The organism is Actinomycetota bacterium, assembly GCA_028698215.1.
Taxonomy (GTDB): Bacteria; Actinomycetota; Humimicrobiia; order Humimicrobiales; family Humimicrobiaceae; genus Halolacustris.
Genome location: JAQVDY010000007.1, coordinates 52,878 through 75,352, shown reverse-complemented (window position 1 = coordinate 75,352; position 22,475 = coordinate 52,878). Strand labels below are relative to the sequence as shown.

Annotated in this window: 24 protein-coding genes; 7 read left to right on the top strand and 17 right to left on the bottom strand. The window is 42.1% G+C overall.

The features are described 5' to 3' along the window. Positions 1–151 precede the first annotated feature (151 nt). The 4 genes from PHN32_03865 to PHN32_03850 all read right to left on the bottom strand — a co-directional run bounded on the left by PHN32_03865 (position 152) and on the right by PHN32_03850 (position 4,433). Positions 152–889 (bottom strand): macrocin O-methyltransferase, encoded by a 738-nt coding sequence (locus tag PHN32_03865; protein ID MDD3776726.1) that lies wholly within the window; start codon positions 887–889, stop codon positions 152–154. A gap of 12 nt (positions 890–901) precedes the next feature. Beyond that, entirely contained in the window at positions 902–1,945 is a 1,044-nt protein-coding gene (locus tag PHN32_03860; protein MDD3776725.1) for an NAD-dependent epimerase/dehydratase family protein, read from the bottom strand. A 207-nt stretch (positions 1,946–2,152) separates the two neighbouring features. Next, positions 2,153–3,175, bottom strand: a complete 1,023-nt coding sequence (locus tag PHN32_03855; protein MDD3776724.1) for an HD domain-containing protein — start codon at positions 3,173–3,175, stop codon at positions 2,153–2,155. Positions 3,176–3,236: 61 nt separating this feature from the next. Next, positions 3,237–4,433 carry a hypothetical protein gene (locus PHN32_03850; protein MDD3776723.1) on the bottom strand — a complete coding sequence of 399 codons (1,197 nt, stop codon included), beginning with the start codon at positions 4,431–4,433 and terminating at the stop codon, positions 3,237–3,239. Positions 4,434–4,570: 137 nt separating this feature from the next. On the opposite strand from PHN32_03850, the gene PHN32_03845 reads away from it, so the two are divergent. Together PHN32_03845 and PHN32_03840 are read left to right on the top strand one after the other, a co-directional pair. Further along, a complete protein-coding gene (locus PHN32_03845) occupies positions 4,571–4,918 on the top strand; it encodes a helix-turn-helix transcriptional regulator (GenBank protein MDD3776722.1) in 348 nt (115 codons plus the stop codon). A gap of 50 nt (positions 4,919–4,968) precedes the next feature. Then, positions 4,969–5,886 carry a radical SAM protein gene (locus PHN32_03840; GenBank protein ID MDD3776721.1) on the top strand — a complete coding sequence of 306 codons (918 nt, stop codon included), beginning with the start codon at positions 4,969–4,971 and terminating at the stop codon, positions 5,884–5,886. On the opposite strand, the gene PHN32_03835 is transcribed toward PHN32_03840, so the two are convergent. Then, entirely contained in the window at positions 5,887–7,632 is a 1,746-nt protein-coding gene (locus PHN32_03835; GenBank protein ID MDD3776720.1) for a PHP domain-containing protein, read from the bottom strand. 100 nt (positions 7,633–7,732) lie between these two features. Here PHN32_03835 and PHN32_03830 point away from each other — a divergent pair, with 100 nt between their 5' ends. Beyond that, positions 7,733–8,329: a protein-L-isoaspartate(D-aspartate) O-methyltransferase gene (locus PHN32_03830; GenBank protein ID MDD3776719.1), complete on the top strand. Its 597-nt coding sequence runs from the start codon at positions 7,733–7,735 to the stop codon at positions 8,327–8,329. A gap of 1 nt (position 8,330) precedes the next feature. On the opposite strand, the gene PHN32_03825 is transcribed toward PHN32_03830, so the two are convergent. Continuing rightward, positions 8,331–9,104: a 4Fe-4S binding protein gene (locus tag PHN32_03825; protein MDD3776718.1), complete on the bottom strand. Its 774-nt coding sequence runs from the start codon at positions 9,102–9,104 to the stop codon at positions 8,331–8,333. Then, positions 9,104–9,508, bottom strand: a complete 405-nt coding sequence (locus tag PHN32_03820) for an Rrf2 family transcriptional regulator (GenBank protein ID MDD3776717.1) — start codon at positions 9,506–9,508, stop codon at positions 9,104–9,106. Before PHN32_03820 ends, PHN32_03825 begins: the two co-directional genes overlap by 1 nt. Before the next feature lie 108 nt (positions 9,509–9,616). Here PHN32_03820 and PHN32_03815 point away from each other — a divergent pair, with 108 nt between their 5' ends. The 3 genes from PHN32_03815 to nth are packed head-to-tail and all read left to right on the top strand — an operon-like array spanning position 9,617 to position 13,075. Next, complete coding sequence (locus PHN32_03815) at positions 9,617–10,705, top strand: DUF763 domain-containing protein (GenBank protein MDD3776716.1); 1,089 nt, start codon at positions 9,617–9,619, stop codon at positions 10,703–10,705. Then, positions 10,698–12,422 carry a DNA polymerase/3'-5' exonuclease PolX gene (polX, locus tag PHN32_03810; protein MDD3776715.1) on the top strand — a complete coding sequence of 575 codons (1,725 nt, stop codon included), beginning with the start codon at positions 10,698–10,700 and terminating at the stop codon, positions 12,420–12,422. Before PHN32_03815 ends, polX begins: the two co-directional genes overlap by 8 nt. Beyond that, a complete protein-coding gene (gene nth, locus PHN32_03805; GenBank protein ID MDD3776714.1) occupies positions 12,419–13,075 on the top strand; it encodes an endonuclease III in 657 nt (218 codons plus the stop codon). The genes polX and nth overlap by 4 nt, the downstream gene beginning before the upstream one ends. Before the next feature lie 2 nt (positions 13,076–13,077). Here nth and nikR read toward each other — a convergent pair whose 3' ends face one another. The 5 genes from nikR to PHN32_03780 are packed head-to-tail and all read right to left on the bottom strand — an operon-like array spanning position 13,078 to position 18,066. Beyond that, positions 13,078–13,494: a nickel-responsive transcriptional regulator NikR gene (gene nikR, locus PHN32_03800; protein ID MDD3776713.1), complete on the bottom strand. Its 417-nt coding sequence runs from the start codon at positions 13,492–13,494 to the stop codon at positions 13,078–13,080. 20 nt (positions 13,495–13,514) lie between these two features. Beyond that, on the bottom strand, positions 13,515–14,270 hold the full coding sequence (locus tag PHN32_03795) for a class I SAM-dependent methyltransferase (GenBank protein MDD3776712.1): 756 nt from the start codon (positions 14,268–14,270) through the stop codon (positions 13,515–13,517). A gap of 1 nt (position 14,271) precedes the next feature. After that, the gene (locus PHN32_03790; protein MDD3776711.1) at positions 14,272–16,575 is read right to left on the bottom strand and encodes an AAA family ATPase; all 2,304 of its coding nucleotides are present in this window, start codon (positions 16,573–16,575) and stop codon (positions 14,272–14,274) included. A gap of 2 nt (positions 16,576–16,577) precedes the next feature. Beyond that, positions 16,578–17,585: a metallophosphoesterase gene (locus PHN32_03785; protein ID MDD3776710.1), complete on the bottom strand. Its 1,008-nt coding sequence runs from the start codon at positions 17,583–17,585 to the stop codon at positions 16,578–16,580. A 37-nt stretch (positions 17,586–17,622) separates the two neighbouring features. Then, the gene (locus PHN32_03780) at positions 17,623–18,066 is read right to left on the bottom strand and encodes a hotdog fold thioesterase (GenBank protein MDD3776709.1); all 444 of its coding nucleotides are present in this window, start codon (positions 18,064–18,066) and stop codon (positions 17,623–17,625) included. Between the two features lie 72 nt (positions 18,067–18,138). Between PHN32_03780 and PHN32_03775 the strand changes: the two genes are divergently transcribed. Then, the gene (locus PHN32_03775) at positions 18,139–18,822 is read left to right on the top strand and encodes a vitamin B12 dependent-methionine synthase activation domain-containing protein (protein MDD3776708.1); all 684 of its coding nucleotides are present in this window, start codon (positions 18,139–18,141) and stop codon (positions 18,820–18,822) included. On the opposite strand, the gene PHN32_03770 is transcribed toward PHN32_03775, so the two are convergent. From PHN32_03770 to PHN32_03750, 5 genes are read right to left on the bottom strand one after another with little or no spacing between them, the layout of a single operon-like run. Beyond that, the gene (locus PHN32_03770) at positions 18,823–19,671 is read right to left on the bottom strand and encodes a 4Fe-4S binding protein (protein ID MDD3776707.1); all 849 of its coding nucleotides are present in this window, start codon (positions 19,669–19,671) and stop codon (positions 18,823–18,825) included. A 28-nt stretch (positions 19,672–19,699) separates the two neighbouring features. Next, positions 19,700–20,275: an RnfABCDGE type electron transport complex subunit A gene (locus PHN32_03765; GenBank protein ID MDD3776706.1), complete on the bottom strand. Its 576-nt coding sequence runs from the start codon at positions 20,273–20,275 to the stop codon at positions 19,700–19,702. Beyond that, positions 20,268–20,942: an electron transport complex subunit E gene (locus PHN32_03760; protein ID MDD3776705.1), complete on the bottom strand. Its 675-nt coding sequence runs from the start codon at positions 20,940–20,942 to the stop codon at positions 20,268–20,270. The genes PHN32_03765 and PHN32_03760 overlap by 8 nt, the downstream gene beginning before the upstream one ends. Positions 20,943–20,954: 12 nt before the next feature. Then, positions 20,955–21,518 (bottom strand): FMN-binding protein, encoded by a 564-nt coding sequence (locus tag PHN32_03755; GenBank protein ID MDD3776704.1) that lies wholly within the window; start codon positions 21,516–21,518, stop codon positions 20,955–20,957. Beyond that, positions 21,490–22,434, bottom strand: a complete 945-nt coding sequence (locus tag PHN32_03750) for an RnfABCDGE type electron transport complex subunit D (protein ID MDD3776703.1) — start codon at positions 22,432–22,434, stop codon at positions 21,490–21,492. The genes PHN32_03755 and PHN32_03750 overlap by 29 nt, the downstream gene beginning before the upstream one ends. Positions 22,435–22,475: the final 41 nt, after the last annotated feature.

Below are 22,475 nucleotides of genomic sequence, written 5' to 3'. Positions count from 1 at the left end.
ATATGGTTTTATTGCTAGTGTAACTTTAGGGAGTTTCATTAAGTTATTTTCTCAATCCTAAAGTCAAATTTAAATACATCAAGAATTTTTTACTCCATATTATCAGTAATATAGACATATAAGATTAATACTTGGTAGGGCAATAAAAGTGTTATCGTTTATCCCTATGATGAACCAGAAACATTTTACCGTTACGCTCAAACTCCATCACAGGTTCTACTTCAAACTGTTGATTACGGTTTAAAAATTCTTTTAAAGCCTGCTGCTGTCCCAGCTCATTGCTTTCAGCAAAGGAATACCAGTCATCAAAGACTAGCACTGTTTTATCAATGATTAATCCCTCCAGCCAGCTTAAAGCAGTCCTGGTTGAAGAATAAAGGTCGCAATCAAACAGAATTACTCCGGCAAAACCTGCATTTAAGCTTTTTTTAAGCTCCTCAGTCAGAGTATCTTCATAAAAACCCTTGACTAGCTCTATTCTATGAAAATCAACTTTATGCTTCCGTAAATTTTTCTCCACCTGCTCTTGGCTGCAGGCGAACTGGCCTTCGAAAAATCTACTCTCGCTCTTATCTATTCCTTCTACCTGGGGTAGTCCTTGGAAAGAATCAAATCCAAAAAACCTTACATCATCCAGGCCTAATTCCAAAGCTGCTCGAAACGCCCGGTAGAAAGTATAGCCCTTATACAATCCAAACTCATAATAATCACCAATGGGGCCTCCCTGGTGTTGCTGCTTAGCAATTTTAAAAGTCATATCTATAGCTTTGGGCGCACCCGGGCTAAGAGACTTAAAACCGGAATTCAAGAAATGATATAGCCGGGAAGCAGTTTTAAATAAAGGAGGACTATGCCTAAGAGCCGATTCAAGTTTTTGTTTTATAGCCATTCGCCGCTTTCCTTACTCTATGTAGCCGCTATTTCTAAAACGAATATGAATTTTTCCATCAAGAAAACCCTTATCAAAATACCAGCGGGCGGTTCTTTTTAAACCTTCCTGTAAGTCCATGACCGGGTTAAAGCTTAATTCCCTTTGTGCCCGCCCTATGTTAAAAGCACGGTTTTTACAAAAAAAATCCAACCTTCTGCGGTACAAGGGTGGCTCTAAGCCAAAGGGTTTGGAAACTCCTTCACAAATTATGGCCAGAACAGTTAAGGGGGCTAGTGGTAATCTGGTCAAAGGAGGTTTGGCATTAACCGCCTCCGCTACCAAATCAATCAATTCAGATATGGTACTATATCGGGGTCCCGCCAATATATAGGTACGGCCTATAGCTGCGGCTTTTTCTCCACAAAGTATTATTCCCTCTACCAAATCATCAATATATATTAAATGATACAAGGTGTTGCCTGAGCCAAATATCCGAAACCGGCCCAGGTGGATGCTCTCAAATAATTTTACGAACCTCATGTCACCAGGCCCATATACTGCAGCCGGCCTGAACACGGTAGCGGGAAATCCTTTTTTAATGGCATCCTGGACCAATAACTCGCCTTCTAGCTTACTGGTCTGGTATATATCCCCGGGATTGAATGGTTCATCTTCATCGGCGGGAATAGCCTGAACATCTCCATGCACCCCGATAGTGCTGCAATGCACCAACCTTTTTATATTAAATTCTTGAGAAGCTTTAACCACATTACGGGTCCCCTCAATATTAGTTTTCCTATAGGTAAGGTCAGCATGCCTGGCTGAACGGTATAAGGCGGCAATGTGGTAAACCGTGTGAACACCTTCCATAGATTTGTTTACCGCTTTAGTATTTACAATATCTCCATGGATTATTTCTATACCAGCGTCTTTCAGGTGTTTGGATTTAGCCAGGTTCCTAACCAATGCTCTTACCCTGTAACCCCTATCAGCTAAAGTAAGGGCTAAATGGCTACCTACAAAGCCCGTAGCCCCGGTTACCAAAACTAATTTATCTTCCAGCTTATCTCCCAATATTGTTATCCTTTAAAACTTAAGCCATATCCTACAAAACACCGTCCCAAAAGCTGGCCCAAAAAGAAGAGTGCAACTTTCCAGTCGAGGGGAAAATTTACCAAATATTAAATTTGATGTCAAATCAATCAACCCTTAGTTTGTTATTTGGATTACAATTATAAGTGATAAATATCAATGATTGAAGCTTCTGTTGATTAGATAATATTAAAACTGAAAACCCTTATTTCTAAATAAGGCCAGACAAGCCTGGCTGGCCTGTTCATCATATAACCTGCCCTGATTACTATTAATCTCCTCTAAAGCCTTGTCTAATCCCAAAGCCGGCCGGTACGGCCGGTGTGAAGACATTGCTTCCACGACATCAGCAATAGCTAATATTTTGGCTTCCAGCATTATCTTTCTACCAGAAAGCCCCTGGGGATAGCCTGAACCATCCAGCCTTTCGTGATGCTGCAGCACTATATTGGCTATCGGCCGGGTGAAATTAACCTTTTCCAATATATTATATCCCGTCTGGGAGTGTGCAGCTATCATGCGGTATTCAATATCGGTTAAACGTCCCGGTTTAGCCAATATGGCAGCAGGAATATTAATCTTGCCTATATCGTGCAAGGCAGCTGCCTGCTCCAGCCCCTTTCTTACAGGTTGTTCCAGTTTCATCTCTTGTGCCAAAGCACTGCATAAGCGGTACACCTTTCTCTGATGACTGGCTGTATAGGGGTCTTTCATCTCCATTATCAAAGACAATGTATCAATCATGCCTTTATAATTTTCTTCCAGATTTCTGACAGTAGCTACCAGACTTTGTTTATACCGGTTTTGGCTGGTCCTGTCCTTAAGGCAAACCAGCACTGAACAATGCCCGCTCTGCTTTTTTAAAACAGAACATTTGGCCAGCAGGTACTTTTTAGCCCCCCGGAGGTTTTTTATTTCCAAGCATTGGCTAAACTCATTATTGCCTTTTTTAACAGGGGCCACGGACTCCCTGCACTTTGGATAAATTTTATGGCCAATAAGCTGGGAGACATGGTTTTTTAGCTCAGGAACTGAAACCGCACCTAACAAATTTAATGCTGCCTGGTTGGCTGATACAATCCTAAAGCTTAAACTTTCTGCTACCAGATCATTATCTGCCGAGACTCCATTTTTAGTCCCGCAGCTGTTAAAAACATTAAAATCCAGCTCTATTAATGCTTCCGGTATAAATTCAAATAATTTACTATACAAAGTATATACAATATATTTAATAAATACTTACTTATTATACATAAAAGACCTGCGATTGCAATTACCGGAACAAATTGTTTCTTACATGAAAATAAAGCAGGCTGTTGGAATTTAAATTAAAAGTTTTAATATCCAGGTCAGATTCTTTTGCACCAAATCTCACCTTATGGGCATGAGTTACCTTATCATCGATAAAATAGTACTTTTGGCCATTAACATAATAGGTGTAGCAGTAGTTATTTTGATTATCCGCCATAGTTTGGCTAGATATAAGTTTAAGCTCGGCATCTGTTACCCTGTAATCCCCCATATAAAGACTCATGAGCACCGCCGCAGCCATATCCCCATCGACGGCAATCTTTTCTGATGCAGTAACTGCAGTATTGTCTTGGCCTAAGTTTAACTTTGCACCAAATTTAGTGGAATAACATGTTCCTAAAAATAAGTTGGTTTTGATACCTGTGCCTATAATCTCAGTAAGCTGCTGGGGAGTAATATTGAATTTATTTCCATCAGAGGTGGAAAAAATAAGGGAATCTTCAGTACCGTGAGTCACTATAAAAATATAAGCCATTTGGTATTCTTGATTATCCATTATATCCGATACAGCCTCCTGAAGCTGTGACCTGTTGCCCACATCCACCCAAATATGGTTATGGTTTTGTCCTTTATTTATTATCAGCTGGTTAATCTGGTCGCTTAGTTTTAGGGAAAGGTCCGATATCACAATGTCTTGGGATTCCCGGCTGAACCTGTTGTTTCGATTATTATTGATTACATACCAGGGTATATTTAGCATCTCTGAAATATGTACAAAGTAAAGCAGTGAATCCAGCGGAAGATCAGAGCTCCCCCCAATTATTATAAAAACCGGCCGCTTTAAAGCCTGATTGATATATTCGCTCCTATAAATGGGGCTCATATTAGAAATAATTTGATCCAGTCTTAGCATATCTTCCGGCAGTGGCCCATAATCAAGAATATTATCTGTACCAGTTATAGTGCTGGCTTTATAAATTGCATTTAATGCCTGCTGCCCATATGATAAATACTCTTGGTAGAGTATAGGATCAGAATCCCTAAATTTATTTATAAAATCCTGGTAACGGTCAGAAACCTCCTGGCTTTGGGGAGTGTATTTGTCCGCCTGGTTTAGGCTGTATTCAGCATAAACTGGATTGATATCTTGAAAACCCTGGCCCAGTAACAGAAATAGTGTACATCCTACCCAGCATATTAGAAAGATTTTTTTAATCATAAGCCTATTTTATAGTCAAAAACCAAATTTTAAAACTTCTCATATTGTTGACATTATTGTCAACTAAAACTAGGGGCAATTCCTTATTTTGCATATTTTTATAAGGTAGTATTAAAAGAAATTAAACAAATACCGGTATGAAATATTCAACTAAGCCTTTTGGGCAAGCTCTCTATGAACAGATTAATGCTAAGAAAATTAAACTGAGGAGCCTGGCCAAGAAAACCAATTTAAATTACAGTTATTTTAGCAAGCTGAAACATAAACAAAATCCTCCTCCGGTAGAAACCATGGAGATAATTGCTGCCGGCCTGGAAATCGAACCTGAATATTTCTTTGAATACCGGCTCTACAAATTAAAAGCATTGCTAGGTACCTACCCTGCCATTACTGACAAAGTAATTGCTTATGCCCGCCGACTGGCCCCCCAGAATAAAATAAAGGTAGCCGAGCAAAACCAGACATTCACAAAACACCAAAAATAATATATTTTTATTCCATGGACAGGAATAAAACAGAATTAAATCTAAATAAAATGCTTAGACATTGCCGGCTATGCCCCCATGAATGCAGGATAGACAGAACTTCTAAAAAAACTGGCTACTGCCAAGCACCCCATGTACCGGTAATATCAGCAGCCATGGCCCATTTTGGGGAAGAACCCCCCATATCCGGCAACAATGGCTCAGGCACTATTTTCTTCTCTTATTGCAATATGGGCTGTATTTATTGCCAGAACTATCAGATAAGCCAGCAGCATCAGGGTAAGGAAGTTCCCATACCCAAACTGGCAGAGGCTATGATTAAATTACAGCATCAGGGTTGCCACAATATAAATTTGGTTTCACCCACCATATGGGTGCCGCAAATAGTAGAAGCATTGTCACTGGCCAGAAATAAAGGATTGAACATACCTATCGTTTACAATACAGGGGGCTATGATAAGCCTGAAATTATAAATATGCTCAAGGGGCTGGTGGACATATATATGCCCGATATGCGCTACAGCCATGATGACTATGCCTACAGGTATTCAGGAGTAAAAAAATATGTCCAGTATAACCGCCAGTCGGTAAAAGAGATGTATGACCAAGTAAAAGAACTAAAAGTGGACAGCCAGGGAATCGCGGTAAAAGGACTGATAATAAGGCTGCTGGTATTACCTAATAATATTGGAGGCCTAACAGAAACCATTAATTTTATAAAAAATGAGTTGTCTCCCCATATACCTCTAAGCATTATGTCCCAGTACCATCCGGTATATAAGGCAAGAAACTTCTCCCAGCTGTCCCGTGGAATTACTGCCTCTGAATACAACAGCGTAGTGGATTATGCCCAGAAACTGGGCTTTAAACATGGCTACATTCAGGATTATACTGGCCTTAACACCGATAACGACCCCTTCTTGCCTGACTTCAACCAAAAAGAAGTATTTGGGTGCAGCAAAAAGTAATTACCTTTCTTTTTTCCACTGCTTAAAGCCTTCGTAATCCCTGGTATTTAATACATCCTGCTTACTGAGTCCTGCCCTCCTGGCAATATCCACTCCCAGCCTCATATGATCCAGGTTATTAGGCCGGTGGGAGTCCGTATTTATAACCAGCAGCACCCCTGCCTCCTTGGCCTTACGGGCATAATGTTCATTTAAATCCAGTCTTAGAAAATAGGAGTTTATTTCCAGTGCTTTGTTAAATTTTCCGGCCTGCTGGATAATTTGCTCCATATCCAGCGAATAAGGGGCCCTGCTTCCAAAAACAATGCCGGTAGGATGCCCCAAAAAATCTACGCTGGGATGAGCTAAAGCTGCGGTTGCCTTTTGGGTATTTTGGGCGGGACCCTGCCTAAAGCTGGAATGCATTGATGCCACCACTACTTCCAAACTTTTCAGTACCTGGTCCTGGTAATCAAGCCTGCCTTGCTCTTTTATATCCACTTCTGCACCAAACAGTATCCTGCTATCCCCTATATCCAGCTTTAAATTTTGGAACCATTTTAACTTTTCTGCCAAACGCTTTTGGTCTAAACCATTACCGAAAATATTAGAAGGCGAATGATCGGTTAAAGCCAGATATTGATAATTATATTTCTTGATGGTATCCAACAGGTCCTTCTCACTTATTAGCCCATCACTGAAAGGCGAATGCACATGCAGGTCCCCTTTAATATCTGGTAAGGCCACCAGCCTGGGGATTTTATACTGTTGCGCCCATTCAATTTCTTTTAGGCCTTCCCTAAGCTCACAGGGTACAAACTGAAGCCCCGCCAGCTGGTAAATATGTTCTTCGCTGGCCAGGTTGTAGTTAAATATATCAATATCATTGTCCTCTAATATATCTAGAATAGAATTTACATGTGTTTTGCTTCCAGTAGTGGTAAACAGGTCAGCATAATACCTATGGGATCCGGTAATAATGACCTCTATATCAATACCTAAATCAGACCTGTAGACAAAGCTGGCGTTGGCCTGCCCTATATTCTGGCTTTTTTTAGACCTTATATGGGAAATTTTTAAGACTTGGCTTAAAAACTTTATACTGGGGTCCAACTTGAATCCGTCCTGGTTAAAATCAGCATCTACTAATATATCAATATCACCTATTAGCGGCTTCTTTCTGCGGGTAGACCCCACTATTTCCAAACGGGATACATGGCCCAGGGCTTTAATCTGTTCCATTAAACCTTTCAGGAAGTGTTCCACATAACCACGGGGCATTTTACCTTTCATACTATGATAAAAATCTATACTGCTTTTGATTCTTTCTACCATCACTCCATCCAGGACTGAATCTTTTTTTGCTCCGGTCAGCTTTTCTATTTGCCTGGGATCAGACATCTTTTCCTGCAGGCTTGCCAAGCTATCTGTTTTTAGAATTTGGTATACTTTTATCATCCTGCCAAACCCCAACCCGCATATCCTGATAAGCTTGACTAAATCTTCTGAATATTTCTGCTTCAGTTTCTGATACTCTTCTACTTTTCCTGTTTTTACATATTGGTCTATATAGGCAAAAACTTCAGGGGTTATTCCCGGAAGATCCTTTAGCTTTTTATTCCGGTAAGCCTCACCGATATCACCAGCGTAATCCCTTATGGTCCTGGAGGCCCTCATTAAGGGGAAAACTTTCTCTTTTTGGTGGATACCCACCTTATTCATTTCCGCTATATTAGTTAAAATATGGGAAAGCTCTAGATTTAGCATCTCCTATTTAATCTCCGGTTATGATAGTATAAGAGTTGATATTATACCTAAAATTTATAATTTTTTCATTATGTTTAACTATCTAAAACAAAGAAATTTAATGGTAGAAAAACAGCTAATTTCCAGGGATATCAGGGATAAGCGGGTTATTGAGGCTATGGGTAAAATACCCAGGGAGAACTTTGTCGGCCCTGAGCATAGAGAACAGGCCTATGTCGATGAGCCCCTTCCTATAGGAAACGGCCAAACCATTTCCCAACCTTATATAGTAGCACTGATGACCCAGCTTCTACAGTTGAAAGGCAAAGAAAAAGTCTTGGAGATAGGTACTGGATCAGGATACCAGACCGCTGTTTTAGCAGAGCTTGCCGGCCAGGTTTATTCGGTAGAATCCATCCCGCAATTCTATTACCAGGCTAAGCATCTGCTGGCCGGGTATAAAAATATATGGCTGCTTAACGGCAATGGTTATTACGGTTGGAAACAGCATGCCCCCTATGACCGTATCATAGTTACCGCAGCCCCCAAAAACATACCGCCACCTTTGGTCTCCCAACTTAAAGATGATGGAATAATGGTTATTCCCGCAGGATCCCCTTTTGGCCAAAGTCTTTACGTGATCACCAAAAAGGGAGGTAAGATCCACCAAAAGGCAGTAAGCCCGGTAGCTTTTGTCCCTTTAAGGGATGAGGTTTAACTTACTTTATCTCTCCCTTAACCCCTATCTTTAGGTGGGCAAAAGGGATAACTTTACCGGAAGCCTTGATGGATTCCTGCACCAGCCTGACCATGCCGCGGCAGCATGGCACTTCCATATACACTACGGTAACCGATTTTATACGGTTTTGGATAAATATCTGTTGTAGCTTTTCCATGTACGCCTGGACATCATCAAACTTGGGACAGCCAACCAACACCACTTTTCCTTCTATAAACTTATGGAAACCGGGGTAGGCAAAAGGTACACAGTCTGCCGATATAACCAATTCTGAATCCTGGAGAAAAGATACAGAAGGGTGCACCAGGTTTATCTGAACCGGCCAGTTTTTTAATTCAAAATTATCGCTGTAGGTCTTTGGTTCCGCTTCCTGCCGGGGATTATCTTCAGTTGCCCTTACATCTTCAACCTCTATGCCCTGGCTGGCCAGGTAATCCAAGGCCTGGTTCAAGAATTGGGTTTGGCCGTGGTTTTTTAAATGCTTAAGATGGGCAGAAACTACATGTTCTCCCTGTCTTACTATATTTTTTATAACCTTTTTCTCATCATAAGGTTCTGCTTCCCTTATTTCAGTAGTAATAGCTCCTTGGGGGCAATCCCCTATGCAGGCCCCCAGGCCGTCGCAATAAAGATCACTTACCAGCCTGGCTTTTTTATCTATTACCTGTATAGCTCCTTCCGGACAGTTGGGAACACATGCCCCGCATCCATCACATTTTTGCTCATCTATCTTAATTATTTCCCTTTTAGCCATTATTTTTCCTCCAGTAACTCTTTTAAAGTAATGCTTTCCAGCTGCTCCTGCACATAATCCTTAATGGATATAAGCTTCTTCCTTAAAGTGCATTGTTTTAGGTTGGGACATATATTACGGTTGAATATACATTCCATAATCTCAAATTTTCCCTGAAATATTTCCATAATATCCAGCAGGAATATATCCTCTGGCCTCCGGGCCAAACTAAAACCGCCGCCCTTGCCCCTCACAGAATCGAGCACGCCTGCTGATGCCAGCTGCTGCAGTATTTTCCTTAAAAAAGGCATAGGTATACCCAAATCATCAGCCAGCTTCCGGACCTGGTAAGCCCCGTTTCCCTGCTTAGCCATGTGCAATAAAGCCCTTACCGCATAATCAGTATCTTTAGTCAATAATTTCATGTTAAACCTCAATCTAATGATACATTTTTAGTATCATTATTGCAAGAGATATTTATTCTCTGGATTAATCAATGCTAAAATAGTAGCATAAATAGCTGGAGGTATTTTATGAAGACAGGTTCCATGAAACTGCCCCTGCATGGGGGCAAAGCTCCTTATTGGCTATTCAGCCGGATGAAAAAACTGGCCAGGGAAATTGTTTGCCTTATGGTTTCAGAATATGGTAGCGGAGAGGTGCTAAAAAGGCTTTCTGATCCTTTATGGTTCCAGGCTTTAGGCTGCGTATTGGGCTTTGACTGGCATTCCAGTGGCGTAACCACTACTGTATGCGGCGCTTTAAAAGAAGGTATTAAAGGCCTGGAAAAAGACCTGGGCCTTTTTATTGCAGGAGGCAAGGGCGCTACATCCAGAAAAACACCAACAGAGATAGAAACTGCCGGGAATTTATTGGGCCTGGATCTTTCCTGTTTAGTATATAACAGCAAGATTGTGGCCAAAGTAGACAGCTCTGCCCTCCAGGACGGATACCAGCTATACCACCATTGTTTCTTTTTTACTTCAGACGGCAGGCAATGGTCCGTGGTACAACAGGGGTTAAATCAAACTAACCGCATGGCCCGCCGTTATCACTGGCTTTCAGATAAAGTCACTGATTTTACCACAGAGCCCCATTCTGCCATCTGCTGTGACCAAAGGGCACCTACCTTAAATCTTGTGGATCCAACCAGCCAAAAAACCAAAGAGGTAATAGCTCAGCTATCATTACAAAAACCGGCTGAAATCCTAAAAGACCTTAAACTGCTGCAAAATTACCAGGAAAAAAAATACAGCCTGCCGGCGAGGCATCAGATTAAAATTACTGATATGGATTACCACCGGCTTTCCAAGATTTTTACTTATACTTATGAGCACAAGCCCCCTGATTTTGAAGCACTGCTGTCAGTACAGGGAGTAGGCCCTAAAACAGTAAGGGCTTTAGCTTTGATATCAGAATTGATTTATGGAGCAAGATACAGCATACAAGACCCGGCCAGGTTCAGTTTTGCCCATGGGGGCAAGGACGGTATCCCTTATCCTGTGGACCGGGAAAATTATAACCGGTCCATAGACCTGCTTCACCGGGCGGTAAAAGAAAGCAAGATAGGCATTAGCCAAAAAACAGAAGCAATAAAAAGATTGGCCACTTTCTATGGATAAACAACAAATCAGCAATCTGCTGGCGGAAACAGCAGTACTACTGGAACTAAAAGACGAAAATCCCTTTAAGATCAGGGCTTACCAAAATGCAGCCAGGTCATTGGAAACGTCTTCTATAGACCTTTCAAAAGCTACTGCCCAAGAAATAACACAAATAAAAGGCATCGGGGCCAAAATAGCCCAGCAAATAATAGAAATGGCTTCCGGCGACAATTTTGAGCTACATCAGCAGCTCCAACAGCAAATACCGCCAGGACTTTTAGAAATGCTTAAAATACCAACCCTGGGTCCCAAGAAAATAAGGTACCTGTACCAACACCTGGGCATAGAAAGCATTCCTGAACTGGAACTTGCCTGCAATCATAATACCATTGCCCAGCTTCCCGGTTTTGGCCTTAAAACCCAGGAAAATATCTTGAGAGGAATATCCATGGTAAAAAAATACAGCAGCAGCTTCCTTTATGCAGAGGTGATAGAAGAAGGTCTGCAGCTGCTGGACCGGCTAAATAAGTATCCCCTTATAGCAAGGGCCAGCATAGCCGGGAGCCTTAGAAGAAAAAAGGAAACAGTAAAGGATATAGATCTTTTGGCCAGTACTGGCCAGCCCGGTCCGGTTATGGATTACTTTGTATCTCTTTTTCCAGTACAGCAAGTGATAGCCAAGGGAGACACCAAATCCAGTATAACCCTCCAATCAGGAATAAATGTAGACCTTAGGGTGGTGGAGGATTTTCAGTATCCTTATGCCCTCCACCATTTCACCGGAAGCAAGGAGCATAACACCGCTATGAGATCCATGTCAAAAAAAATGGGAATAAAGATGAATGAGTATGGGCTTTTTAACCAGGATAAACTTATACCTTGTGCAAACGAGGAGGAATTGTTCGATGTCTTTTCCATGGATTATATCCCTCCTGAACTAAGGGAAAATATGGGGGAGATTGAGGCTGCCAGAAACAGGAATTTGCCACAGCTGGTAGAGGAAACCGATATAAAAGGCATCTTCCATATCCATACTAATTTCAGTGATGGAAACATCGATGTGCTGCAGGCCTGTAAATTCCTGCAAAGTATGGGAATGCAGTATGCAGGAATAAGTGACCACAGCCAGACTGCCGCCTATGCCCATGGTGTAAGGGAAAAAGACCTATCGGAATACCTTTCCCATATGGCAGAGGTAAACCAAACACTTAACGGCTTTACTGTTTTTAAGGGCATAGAAGCCGATATCCTACCCGATGGAAGCCTTGATTACAGCAATCAGGCTCTGGCCAGGTTTGATTTTGTAATTGCCGCTATTCATTCCAGTTTTAACCTGTCCCAGGAATCAATGACCAACAGGATTATAAAAGCTATTGAAAACAGGTATACCACTATGATTGCCCACCCTACCGGAAGGATACTTCTGGCCCGTGAACCGTACCAGGTAGATATTATAAGGGTAATCAATGCTGCAGCAGAGAATGGGGTAGACATAGAAATCAACGCTAGCCCCTACAGGCTGGACCTGGACTGGAGAATGTTAAAATATGCCCGGGATAAAAAGGTAATGATATTCATAAATCCTGATGCCCATCACCTGGAAAACCTAAAGGATTATAGATACGGCATAAACATAGCCCGTAAGGGATGGCTGAGAGCTCAAGACGTGGCTAATACCATGGACAAAAAACAAATGGAGCAATACCTAAATAAAAAGAAAGGCAAAAAGAAATGAAACCAGGACTCTATCCTCCAGCAGTAGAAAATATTGACAAAATAATTGCTAACTTAAAAAAGCATTATCCCCAAGCAGATGACACCTCCCTACATTTTAAAAATCCGTTCCAGCTATTGATTGCTACCATACTGGCCGCCCAAAGCACCGATAAGCAGGTCAATAAAATCACTCCCCAGCTGTTCAAAACCTATCCAACCCCCCGGATCCTGGCCCAGGCAGACCTGTACCAGCTGGAGCAGGCAGTTAAATCTACCGGCTTTTTTAGGAACAAGGCTAAAAATATCAAAAATTGTGCCCAAGACCTGGTGGATAGATTTGGAGGCCAGGTGCCTTCCAATATTGACCAGCTTACTTCCCTGTCCGGAGTAGGCAGGAAAACAGCCAATGTGGTACTGGCTAATGCTTATGGGCAGCAGGCCATTATTGTAGATACCCACATGAAAAGGATTGCCACCCGGCTGGGACTTACTACTAATACCAATCCTGATAAAATAGAATTTGATTTAAGGAATATAATACCTGAAGACGGATGGACCGATTTTTCACATAAAATCATTGCCTTTGGGAGAACAATTTGCCTGGGTAGAAACCCAAAATGCAGACAATGCAGCATACTGGCCTGGTGCAGGTACGGGCAGGAGAATGCCTGAACCTACATTCCCTTTCCCAGAGTAGATTTAGCCAGGGAAGCATGCTTTACACCCTTTACTGCCTTGAGCTTGGATTCCAGCTGATACACCTTGCCCATCTTACCCTTAACCACTATTATTTCCATACACATCCTCTGGTCCATATGTATATGCTGGCTGGATATAATAATATCCTGGTGATGATGTTGAATATGTATTAAGTTATCCATCAGCTCTTTCTGATGGTGGTCATATACCATAATTATGGCCCCGGCCACTACTTCATCACTTTTTAACCATTGAGCTTCTACCAGCTCTTTTCTCAATAAATCCCTTATGGCTTCCGATCTGTTACGGTAGCTGCTATGTTTTAAGTACTGATCAAACTTTTCCAGCAGGCCTTCTTCAATTGATACCCCAAACCTCTTTAATTTTTCCATACTTTTTCCTTTAAACCATTCTACTTGTTCAATAAAGCATATAAGCTAATATCTTTTTGATAATTAAAACCCTCTTTTCCCGAAGGACCCCTCAATTCAATATCAGAATAACCAGCATTCTTGGCCATACTTATAAACAGGCTCCGCTTTAAGGTGCACATCAATGAACTGTTTATTTCAAAATGTTCAACCTTGTCCCCGTCACCAATTCCAGCGATTATAAAATCCGCTTTGGTTTTTATCCGCCCGTAGTTAAAATGCTTTAAAAACAAGTATTGTTTACCTTCCCACCGGACCACTTTGGGACGGTAATAACTGTTCTTTTCTATAATGCTGCGGTTAAAGTTAAGGAACTGAAACAATGCTGCGCCTTCTTTACTAAGTTTCTTGCGGCAATGTTTTAAGGCCTGTTTAACCTTTCTGCGGGTACCCGGCAAGGTCAAGGTATTACCCAGGCTCATCACCAGGTCAAATTCAGGCAGATCCATATGACCCAAATCTTCAAAGCCTCCCACTTTCAAAGTTACATTTTTAGCGGTAACCACCTTATTTTGGGCATATTCTATAGTATCTTTTAAAGGATCTAGCCCTACCAGTTTATCCACATAACCGGATAAGGCCTGGAGGTGATGGCCGGTTCCGCATCCTATATCCAAAATACTGTTAACCCTGTATTTGTTAATTATATGAAGAAGCAGCTCCATCTCCCTGGCCAGCCTGGCCTCCCAGTCAATCTGAAGGTCATAAAGCTGCGCATTGTATTTAAAATTATTCATATCAGTTACCTTCCATAGAAATTATATGGTGGGAAGAAATACTTCCTGCCATCTGCTTTATTTCATCCTTCACTGTAAAATAAATAAAAGACCATCCTTCTTGGGCCAAGCTGGCCAGTAGCTCAAACTGCTGTTTGAGCCTGTCGGTGTCAGAATAGATAAAAGCATCGTCTAATATGAAAAAGGAAGGTTCAGTAAAAACCTTTTGTGCCAAAGCCACCCTTATAGCCAGGTATAACTGGTCATAAGTACCCCGGCTTAACTGGGTTGCCTCCAGGCTTTCTCCTTTACGGTTAACCACTTTTACTTTTTTTTGCTCGGGCTCATAATATATGCGGCTGTATCTACCCCCTGTTACCTGGTGAAAATAATCTGAAGCAGAAAGGGTTTCAAATATATCTGATACCTTAAGCTGCTCTTCCTGGCTGATCTGGCCCAATATGGCAATGGCCTCTTCTGCTGCCTCTGCCCTTCGGTCAATCTCTGCTGCAAAATCCTCCAGCAAAACCGCTGCTTTGGGCAGCTTAGCCAAGTTATCTATCTCTATATTAGAACATTCTATTTCCAGATTATCTAATTTTTTCTGCATATCCCTTAAAGCGAACTGGTGGTCTTCCAGCTTTTTATTATTTTCCCCCAGCTCTACTTCCAGCTCTGTTAACTCTTGCTTTAGCTGTTGATAGTATTTTTGGTCAATACGGCGCAAAACCTGGTTTGATGAGTATCCTTGGGGTTTTTTCTCCTGGGCCAGGCTGTCTATCTCAATTAATTTTTTTCCAATATAATCCATATCATTTTCATTCTCATAGCTTAGCTCAAATTTTTGGTTCAGCCATTGAAATACTTGCCCTGCCCTGTACTGAATGTCTCTTTTTTCTTCCAACTTTTTAGCTAGTGCCTGTTCACTTTCTACCCCCAGCTGATTTAAGATATCTGACACCTGTTCCCGGCTATCGGATAGGTTTTGGCTATGCCTCTTGGTATCTGCCGCCAGGCTCTGCCTATGTCCCCTTTTTATGTCTAATTCCTTTTCCAGACCCAGTTTCTCTTCTTCCAAAATTTGCTTCTGCTCTTCAAAACGGCTGACTTCTACTGCTGCTTCCCTTAGGCTCTGGGCTTTAATGCCCCATCTGCTAAATTTATCCAGCAGCTTGGACAGGCCTAAAAGATAGGATCTATATTTTTGCTTTTGATACCAGTAGAAGCCAAAAAAAGCCAGGAACAGAAAAACCAGTATCAAGGGAAGCCATAAATAGGCTAAAACCTGATACATTATGAGGGGAACCAGGCTTATGAAACCCATAGCCAGCAAAGCCAGGGACACCCACAGAAATACCTTGTTCTCAGCCTCCATGTTTTGATGCTGCCAAAAGGCAAGCTCTTCTTTTAGCTCAACCAGGTTTTTGGCTTTATCATCTAAGGGTTTGAGCTTGCTTTCTACTTCCCCCTTTTTTACAGCCAGGCCGTCTATGGTTTTATCCAGGTTACTGCTTTCAGCAGCAGCGACTTTGATATTGTCGTCATCAGTACTTATATCTGACTTTAATTTTAAAAGATGGTTATAACTTTCCTGGGTATATTTTTGGTACTGCTGGAATTGACCTGTTAATATTTTAAGCTGGGCTATATTATCTTCCAACTGTTTAAAATCATTAAATGCCGCTAACCGGTCATATTCTGCCAGCTGCTGTTTGGTCTCTCCCAACTTTTTGGATAACCTCAAACTAGTAACTTCCAGTTCATCCAGGTGGTTTTTTTGTGCTTCAGAGAGATAGCTGTCGATTTCTTTTTTTAATTGTTTGGCCTCTTCCCTTTTATTCTTAATATAGCCGTGTTCCCGGCTGTTAGATAGGCTGCCCTGTTCGGTCAACCGGCCATACTGCCTGAACATCCCCGCCAGCTTTTCAATTCTTTCTGTCTGCAGGCCGGTTAACCGGTCAGTAACGGTACGATAATAGTCCGCTTCCAGATCCAGGCTGAGATCACTGTTCCTAATCACCATGATATTCCGGACATCCCGGGGACTTATACCTATAAATTTGCTCAAACTGTTGGCAGAATCTATTTTTAACTGCTGCCCCTGGTCCTCTTCCAGGAGCAGGTAACCGTCAGGCAGCTGATTAACCCGGTCAATATCATTAAAATCACGGGCTGATTTACCCAGCATTAATTTTAATACAGCATCTATGGTAAGGGTTTTGCCGGCCTCATTAGGACCCCAGATAATTTGTATGCCCTTACCTATATCCAGCTGCTGGCTGGATATAGGTCCATAATGATTTAATGCTATTTTTTTTAAAAACAAAATTAATCCATCCTCAGTTTAGAAAAATAGAGCTTGCACTGCTGGTCAATATCCTTTTTCAATTCTTCGCTTAACTCTGACTTCTCCAGCTTCCCTTTAAAATCAGCATAAAGGGGATCTGCCAATACTGCCGCTACATCCCTGTAGGTCAAATTCAACTCTATTTTATCCCTATCATACCTGTCAGCAATATTTTCAATTTCCGCTTTAAGTGTTTTTTCTCCCCGGGATGTAAATCCATCCAGGCACACCGCTATCCAGCCGTAGCGGGAATCATTCTGGTCCAAGGCCTGCTGCAGCTGTGACAGGACTTCATCCTCTTTTTGGGGCAAAAAGGAAAAATTCAAGACATCAAAATATTTGCTGTCTACATAAGCCTGGCTAACCGGCGGATCCTCTTTGGTATCCAGCACTGCCACTGCTCTTTTTCCCAGCTCTTTTTTGGTAACCGATACCGGGCTGCCGGGATAAATAAAAGTACTGGCCTCAGAGATTTTCTGAACCGTGAAACGGCTGTGGTAATGGCCGGCAAGAATATAGTCAAAACCTAACTCTGCCAGAACTTTGGAGCTTACCGGCAGGTATTTTTCCCCTTGCTCCTCCCCCAGATCATCTTTCTCTATAAAAGGTGCATCCAGGGAACAGTGCAGCATCAAAATATTTATTCCTTCAGGGTCTTTGTTTTCGATTATCTGGTAAATATGCTGGCTTAAATCCTGGTTATAATAGGGTACTGCTATCAGCCTGGCTTGATTTAGGTTTATTACTTCAAAAGGCTTTTTATCAATAATGGTAATATCATTGCCAAAAAAATTATCGCCTCCATAAGAACCATAATCATGATTTCCGGGAATAACCAGGACTTTAAATGGAAGCTGTGAAAATTTCTGGCGCAGCATGGGCCGATAAAAATCGCAATCTGCCCTGCTGTCAAAAAGGTCACCGGCTATGCAAATTATATCCGCTTGCTGGTGGTGCCCTAATTCCAATATCCGGTCTAAAGCTTCCATCCTCTCTGGAAATTTCTGGTTTAAATGTAGATCTGAGCTATGTATTATCTTCATTTTTTTTTAAGGGCAGTGGTAATTTTTTTCTTTTTAAATAGGCTATCGCCTGGCAAATAGCTACGGTTTGGCCGGGTTTATTGGTTACTGTTATCCTGTAATTAGCGGTTCGTGTCCCTCTGCTTACCTCCTGCGCCTCTGCGGTCAGCCTGTCTCCCGGCCGGGCAGGAGAGATATAGTTTATGGACATGGAAAGGGCTACTGCCAATTGCCCGTAAGAATTTGCCGCCAGGCCAAAAGCCGTATCGACCAGAGAGAAAATTGCCCCGCCGTGGGTAATGGAAAAAGCATTGTTAAACTGGGGTAAGGCCTTCATGCTGACTACACTGCGTCCTAAAGCCAGTTCTTCCAGCTTCATTCCCAAGTAACCGGCATAAGGCTCTTTTTCAAAATACTTCCTTATCTTTTCTATCTGGGAGTCTGGCATTTATTAACCTTTTTTTAGTTGTATTAATGTTATATTATATTAGGTAAAAATGCCAAGGAAAAATAGGGTAATATGGCAAAAGTTTTACATAAGATAAGTCTTGATGTTCCCCCGGACACCGGCAGGGACTTTTTAACTAAACTTATGGGGGGAAGGCTAAACCAGCAACTGGAAGACCTGCTGGCAGAAAAAAAATATCAATGCCTGCAAGCCATACAACCCCAAGCCATCTATGACCTGTTCGAAATAGAAAAAATTAAGGGGGAATCAGTATGGTTCAGTTCCGGACACCGGTTTAACGGCCCCAATATTTCAAAGATTCTGCTGGGCTCCAAACTTGCCCTTATCTACATTTGTACCCTGGGACACCAGGTAGACCAGCTAATTAAACAGAATAGTGAAAGTGGAGATACCTTGTCTACTATTGTTATGGATGCAGTAACCACCAGCTTTCTTACCCTGCTGGGCGAACAATTCGCCACCATAGCCAGACAGCAAGGGTTACAACAACCGGGATGGCAAGCCACCTGCAGCTACTCCCCCGGGCAGTATAAATGGACCATAGAAGAACAAAAAGAAATATTTAAGATGGTTGATGGATCCCAAATAGGGGTAAACTTAAATCCCAGCTACCTAATGATGCCGTTTAAATCCATATCAGGGGTATATGGGTTTGGCCCCGAACATGAAATAGATAAAACCAGGGTCGCCTGCCAGTTATGCCCCCGTCATGATTGCATTTCCCGAAGAACATAACTATTTTTTCAAGGCTGGTTTTTTACCTGCCACATCTTTTAATTCTACTAAGCGCTGGTGGGGACAAGCCTCAATGCAGGCCCCGCACATAATGCAATTGGAAAAATCAAATTCAGGAATTCCCTTTTCCTTGTTCCAAATAATGGCGTCATGCTCACAGGCTTTCAAACATTTACGGCAGTGTAGGCAGCCTTCATCACATTTTTCCCTTCCCGGTATGTCTTTCAGGGATTCGTAATTACACCTGAAGACTATATTGGAATCTGCAGGAACCAGTTCTATTATGCCTTTCGGGCATTGATCCACACATAGCCCGCAGCCTGTACATTTTTCAGGATCAATTACTGCCACATTTCTTTTTTTATCTATAGTGATGGCATCCTGGGGGCAAACTACCGCACAGTCGCCAAAACCCAGGCACCCAAAGGGGCATACCTTGTATCCCCCAACCAAGCTGTTGGCCGCTTCACAGGTGTTAATGCCTTCATATTTACCTATAGGAACGGTAACCCCATAGCATTTTACCACAGCTTTCTTATTCATTTGGGATGTATCTATCTTTAAACCCAGTGCTTTTTCAATGCCTGCCAGCATTTTTTCATCCTGCATCACTGTAGCACAGGGGTTTTTAGTTATTATATCTTTATCCTCAGCTGCCGCCTGGGCATAGGCAAAGCATCCGGGATACCCGCAAGCCCCGCAGTTATAGCCGGGCAAATACTGAGATACCTGCTCCGCTTTCTTTAAGGATTCAGGCTCCCTGGGAAGCACTTTATTCACTACGAAAATAAGTATGCCGCTTACCAGCCCTATTGCACTTAATATTATTACTATCCAAATTACATTCATTTCTAATTAAAACTCCTTATAAAAAAATTTATACCATACCGCCAAAGCCCATAAAGGCCATAGCCAGAAGAGCAGCAGTTATAAAAGCAATAGGCAAACCCCTCATGGCCTCAGGGCTATCTCCCAGATCCAGTTTTTCCCTTATGCCGGACATTATAATCAGTACCAGGCTGAAACCCACTCCTGCCCCTAATGAACTTATGGTGCTCTGCAGGATATTATAGCCTTCCTGGGAATTAATCAAGGCTATGCCCAGTACAGCGCAGTTGGTGGTTATCAAGGGCAGATATATGCCCAATGCATTATATAGGGCTATATTGGTTCTCCTGATAGTGAGCTCCACTATTTGCACTAATGAAGCTATAACCAGAATATAGAGCACTATCTTCATAAATTCTACCCCAAAAGGAACCAGCAGGTAGTTATATATGATGGTAGTGGAAACAGAAGCCAGCAGCATTACAAAGGTAACTGCTATACCCATACTTACTGCATTAGACAGCTTTTTGGATACTCCAAAAAAAGGGCACAGTCCCAGAAACTTGGCCAATACCATATTGTTTACTATGGCCATCGCTATAAATATGGAAAATAAATTATTCATTGTCCAACACTCCTATCCATCTAAACACTGCCAACAGTACCCCGATTACTAAAAAAGCCCCCGGAGCTGAAACAAAAAATCCTAAAGGATTGGTGTAAAGTACCGGTATCCTGGGCAACTGGAAACCAAATACGGAAAGTGAACCCGTCCCCAGTATCTCCCTGAACAAGGCTATAAGGACCAAGGCCAGGGTAAAACCCAAACCTATACCAATAGCATCAGCTATCGATAGCACTATACCGTTTTTGGAGGCAAAAACCTCAGCTCTTCCTAAAATTATGCAGTTTACCACAATAAGGGATAGGTAAATGCCCAGTGATTCATAAAGTGGAGGGATATAAGCCTCAAACAATAAGCTTAAAATTGTAACAAAGGTAGCAATAATAACAATAAATACCGGTATCCTGACCAAATCCGGGATAGCATTTCTAAGCAAAGATATTATGATATTGGCCCCCAGTAATACAAATATGACGCCAGCCCCCATACCCAGGGCATTATCAATGGAACCGGTTACCGCCAGCGTAGGGCACAAGCCCAAAGCCAGCACAAACACAGGGTTGGAGAGTATTATGCCTTTTACCAGCTCTTTCCAGAACTTGGACCCTCCCCTGCTTACAGGAATACATTTTCCGCAGCTGCTGCAGCCGTTTAATTCATCATTCATTACCGTTTATCCTTACTTAATAGACTTTATCTTTTCTTCCATTGCCTGCCTGACAGCAGAAGTAACTGCTTCTGAGCTTATAGTGGCTCCGGAAATGGAGTCAATCTTGCCGCCCGAAGAAGACAGCTCTATTTCCTGTGCAGACAGTCCGATAAACTGTTGTGTAAAAGAATCTTCAGTTATCATGCTGCCCAATCCAGGCGTTTCTGTCTGGCTCACTATGCTTATATCCTTAACTGCCAAATCCTTATCCAGGCCTACAATTATGCTGATTACTCCTCCGTAACCATTGCCCTCAGCTAAAAAAGCATGTCCTATTTCCTCCTGGCCTTCCAGTACCGTATATATATCATTTTCCAGGCTGAAATCAGACATTTCAGGGTAAATCTGCTTCAACATTTCTACAATTTCCGCTTTTTTTCTTTCTTCCACCACTGCCGATGTAATATTGCCTAAAAACATCAATAAGGTAACTGAAACCAAAACCACTACTGTCAGTAAAATTATGGGATATATTTTTGTTTTTTTAAATTTATCAAACATCTCTCTACGCAGCTTCCTTCTTCTGGAAACCAAATGGTTTCCTTTTTGTATATTTATCAATCAGAGGGGTGAAGGCATTCATAATCAAGATAGAAAAAGCCACACCTTCCGGCAAAGAGCCAAATCTCCTTATAAGTACGGTCAATAAGCCTAAGCCCACTCCAAATATTATTTTTCCGTTGGAGGTAGTAGGAGAAGTCACATAATCGGTAGCCATAAAAAAGGCCCCAATCATAAGACCTCCCGCCAATATGGCAAATAAGGGATCTATTCCCAGGGCATAGCTAAACAGGGCCACGGTACCGATATAGAAGACCGGAATCCTCCAGTCAATTATCCTTAAGGCCAGTAATAGTATACCTCCCAGAATTATAAGCAGGGCAGAAGTTTCTCCCATAGAGCCGGCAGTATTGCCGAAGAACATATCCCCATAAAGGCTGGCCCTGCTTCCTTCATGGGCAAAATTCTGGGCCAGGGGGGTTGCAGTGGTAACTGCATCCGGGCTAAATCCGCTGGGCGCCACCCAGGTAGTCATCTGTTGGGGAAAGCAAACCGCTAAAAAAGCCCTTCCTCCCAGAGCAGGATTAAATATATTATATCCCAATCCCCCAAAAGCCTCTTTTACTACTGCAATGGAGAAAAAGGCTCCCACCACTACCATCCAGATAGGCATTCTGGGGGGGAGAACCAGGGCAAACAGCAGGCCGGTAATCACTGCGCTGCCATCATTTATAAATGGTTTTTTGCGCAACTTTTTAATTACCAATTCAGTAATAAAACAGGTAATTACACTGGCTAAAATCAAGTACACTGCCGACCAGCCGAAAAAGTAAATTCCAGCCCCGGTAGGCAAAAGCAGCGCAACCACCACCAGATACATGAGTTTGGTGGTGGAGAAGCCTTTCCACAGGTGGGGTGAATGTGATATCAGTATTTTGTTTTTGTCCATATTCATCTTCTTGTCCCTAGATTTTATAAGTATAAATTAAA

Excerpts from the sequence above, each read along its gene's own strand:
- PHN32_03850 (MDD3776723.1), bottom strand. The coding sequence starts at position 4,433 with ATGATTAAAAAAATCTTTCTAATATGCTGGGTAGGATGTACACTATTT.
- nikR (MDD3776713.1), bottom strand. The coding sequence starts at position 13,494 with ATGGAAAAATTAAAGAGGTTTGGGGTATCAATTGAAGAAGGCCTGCTG.
- PHN32_03845 (MDD3776722.1), top strand. The coding sequence starts at position 4,571 with ATGAAATATTCAACTAAGCCTTTTGGGCAAGCTCTCTATGAACAGATT.
- PHN32_03785 (MDD3776710.1), bottom strand. The coding sequence starts at position 17,585 with ATGGAAGCTTTAGACCGGATATTGGAATTAGGGCACCACCAGCAAGCG.
- PHN32_03840 (MDD3776721.1), top strand. The coding sequence starts at position 4,969 with ATGCTTAGACATTGCCGGCTATGCCCCCATGAATGCAGGATAGACAGA.
- PHN32_03835 (MDD3776720.1), bottom strand. The coding sequence starts at position 7,632 with ATGCTAAATCTAGAGCTTTCCCATATTTTAACTAATATAGCGGAAATG.
- PHN32_03750 (MDD3776703.1), bottom strand. The coding sequence starts at position 22,434 with ATGGACAAAAACAAAATACTGATATCACATTCACCCCACCTGTGGAAA.
- PHN32_03830 (MDD3776719.1), top strand. The coding sequence starts at position 7,733 with ATGGTAGAAAAACAGCTAATTTCCAGGGATATCAGGGATAAGCGGGTT.
- PHN32_03765 (MDD3776706.1), bottom strand. The coding sequence starts at position 20,275 with ATGAATAATTTATTTTCCATATTTATAGCGATGGCCATAGTAAACAAT.
- PHN32_03780 (MDD3776709.1), bottom strand. The coding sequence starts at position 18,066 with ATGCCAGACTCCCAGATAGAAAAGATAAGGAAGTATTTTGAAAAAGAG.
- nth (MDD3776714.1), top strand. The coding sequence starts at position 12,419 with ATGAAACCAGGACTCTATCCTCCAGCAGTAGAAAATATTGACAAAATA.
- PHN32_03795 (MDD3776712.1), bottom strand. The coding sequence starts at position 14,270 with ATGAATAATTTTAAATACAATGCGCAGCTTTATGACCTTCAGATTGAC.
- PHN32_03825 (MDD3776718.1), bottom strand. The coding sequence starts at position 9,104 with ATGGCTAAAAGGGAAATAATTAAGATAGATGAGCAAAAATGTGATGGA.
- PHN32_03820 (MDD3776717.1), bottom strand. The coding sequence starts at position 9,508 with ATGAAATTATTGACTAAAGATACTGATTATGCGGTAAGGGCTTTATTG.
- polX (MDD3776715.1), top strand. The coding sequence starts at position 10,698 with ATGGATAAACAACAAATCAGCAATCTGCTGGCGGAAACAGCAGTACTA.
- PHN32_03865 (MDD3776726.1), bottom strand. The coding sequence starts at position 889 with ATGGCTATAAAACAAAAACTTGAATCGGCTCTTAGGCATAGTCCTCCT.
- PHN32_03815 (MDD3776716.1), top strand. The coding sequence starts at position 9,617 with ATGAAGACAGGTTCCATGAAACTGCCCCTGCATGGGGGCAAAGCTCCT.
- PHN32_03760 (MDD3776705.1), bottom strand. The coding sequence starts at position 20,942 with ATGAATGATGAATTAAACGGCTGCAGCAGCTGCGGAAAATGTATTCCT.
- PHN32_03770 (MDD3776707.1), bottom strand. The coding sequence starts at position 19,671 with ATGAATGTAATTTGGATAGTAATAATATTAAGTGCAATAGGGCTGGTA.
- PHN32_03775 (MDD3776708.1), top strand. The coding sequence starts at position 18,139 with ATGGCAAAAGTTTTACATAAGATAAGTCTTGATGTTCCCCCGGACACC.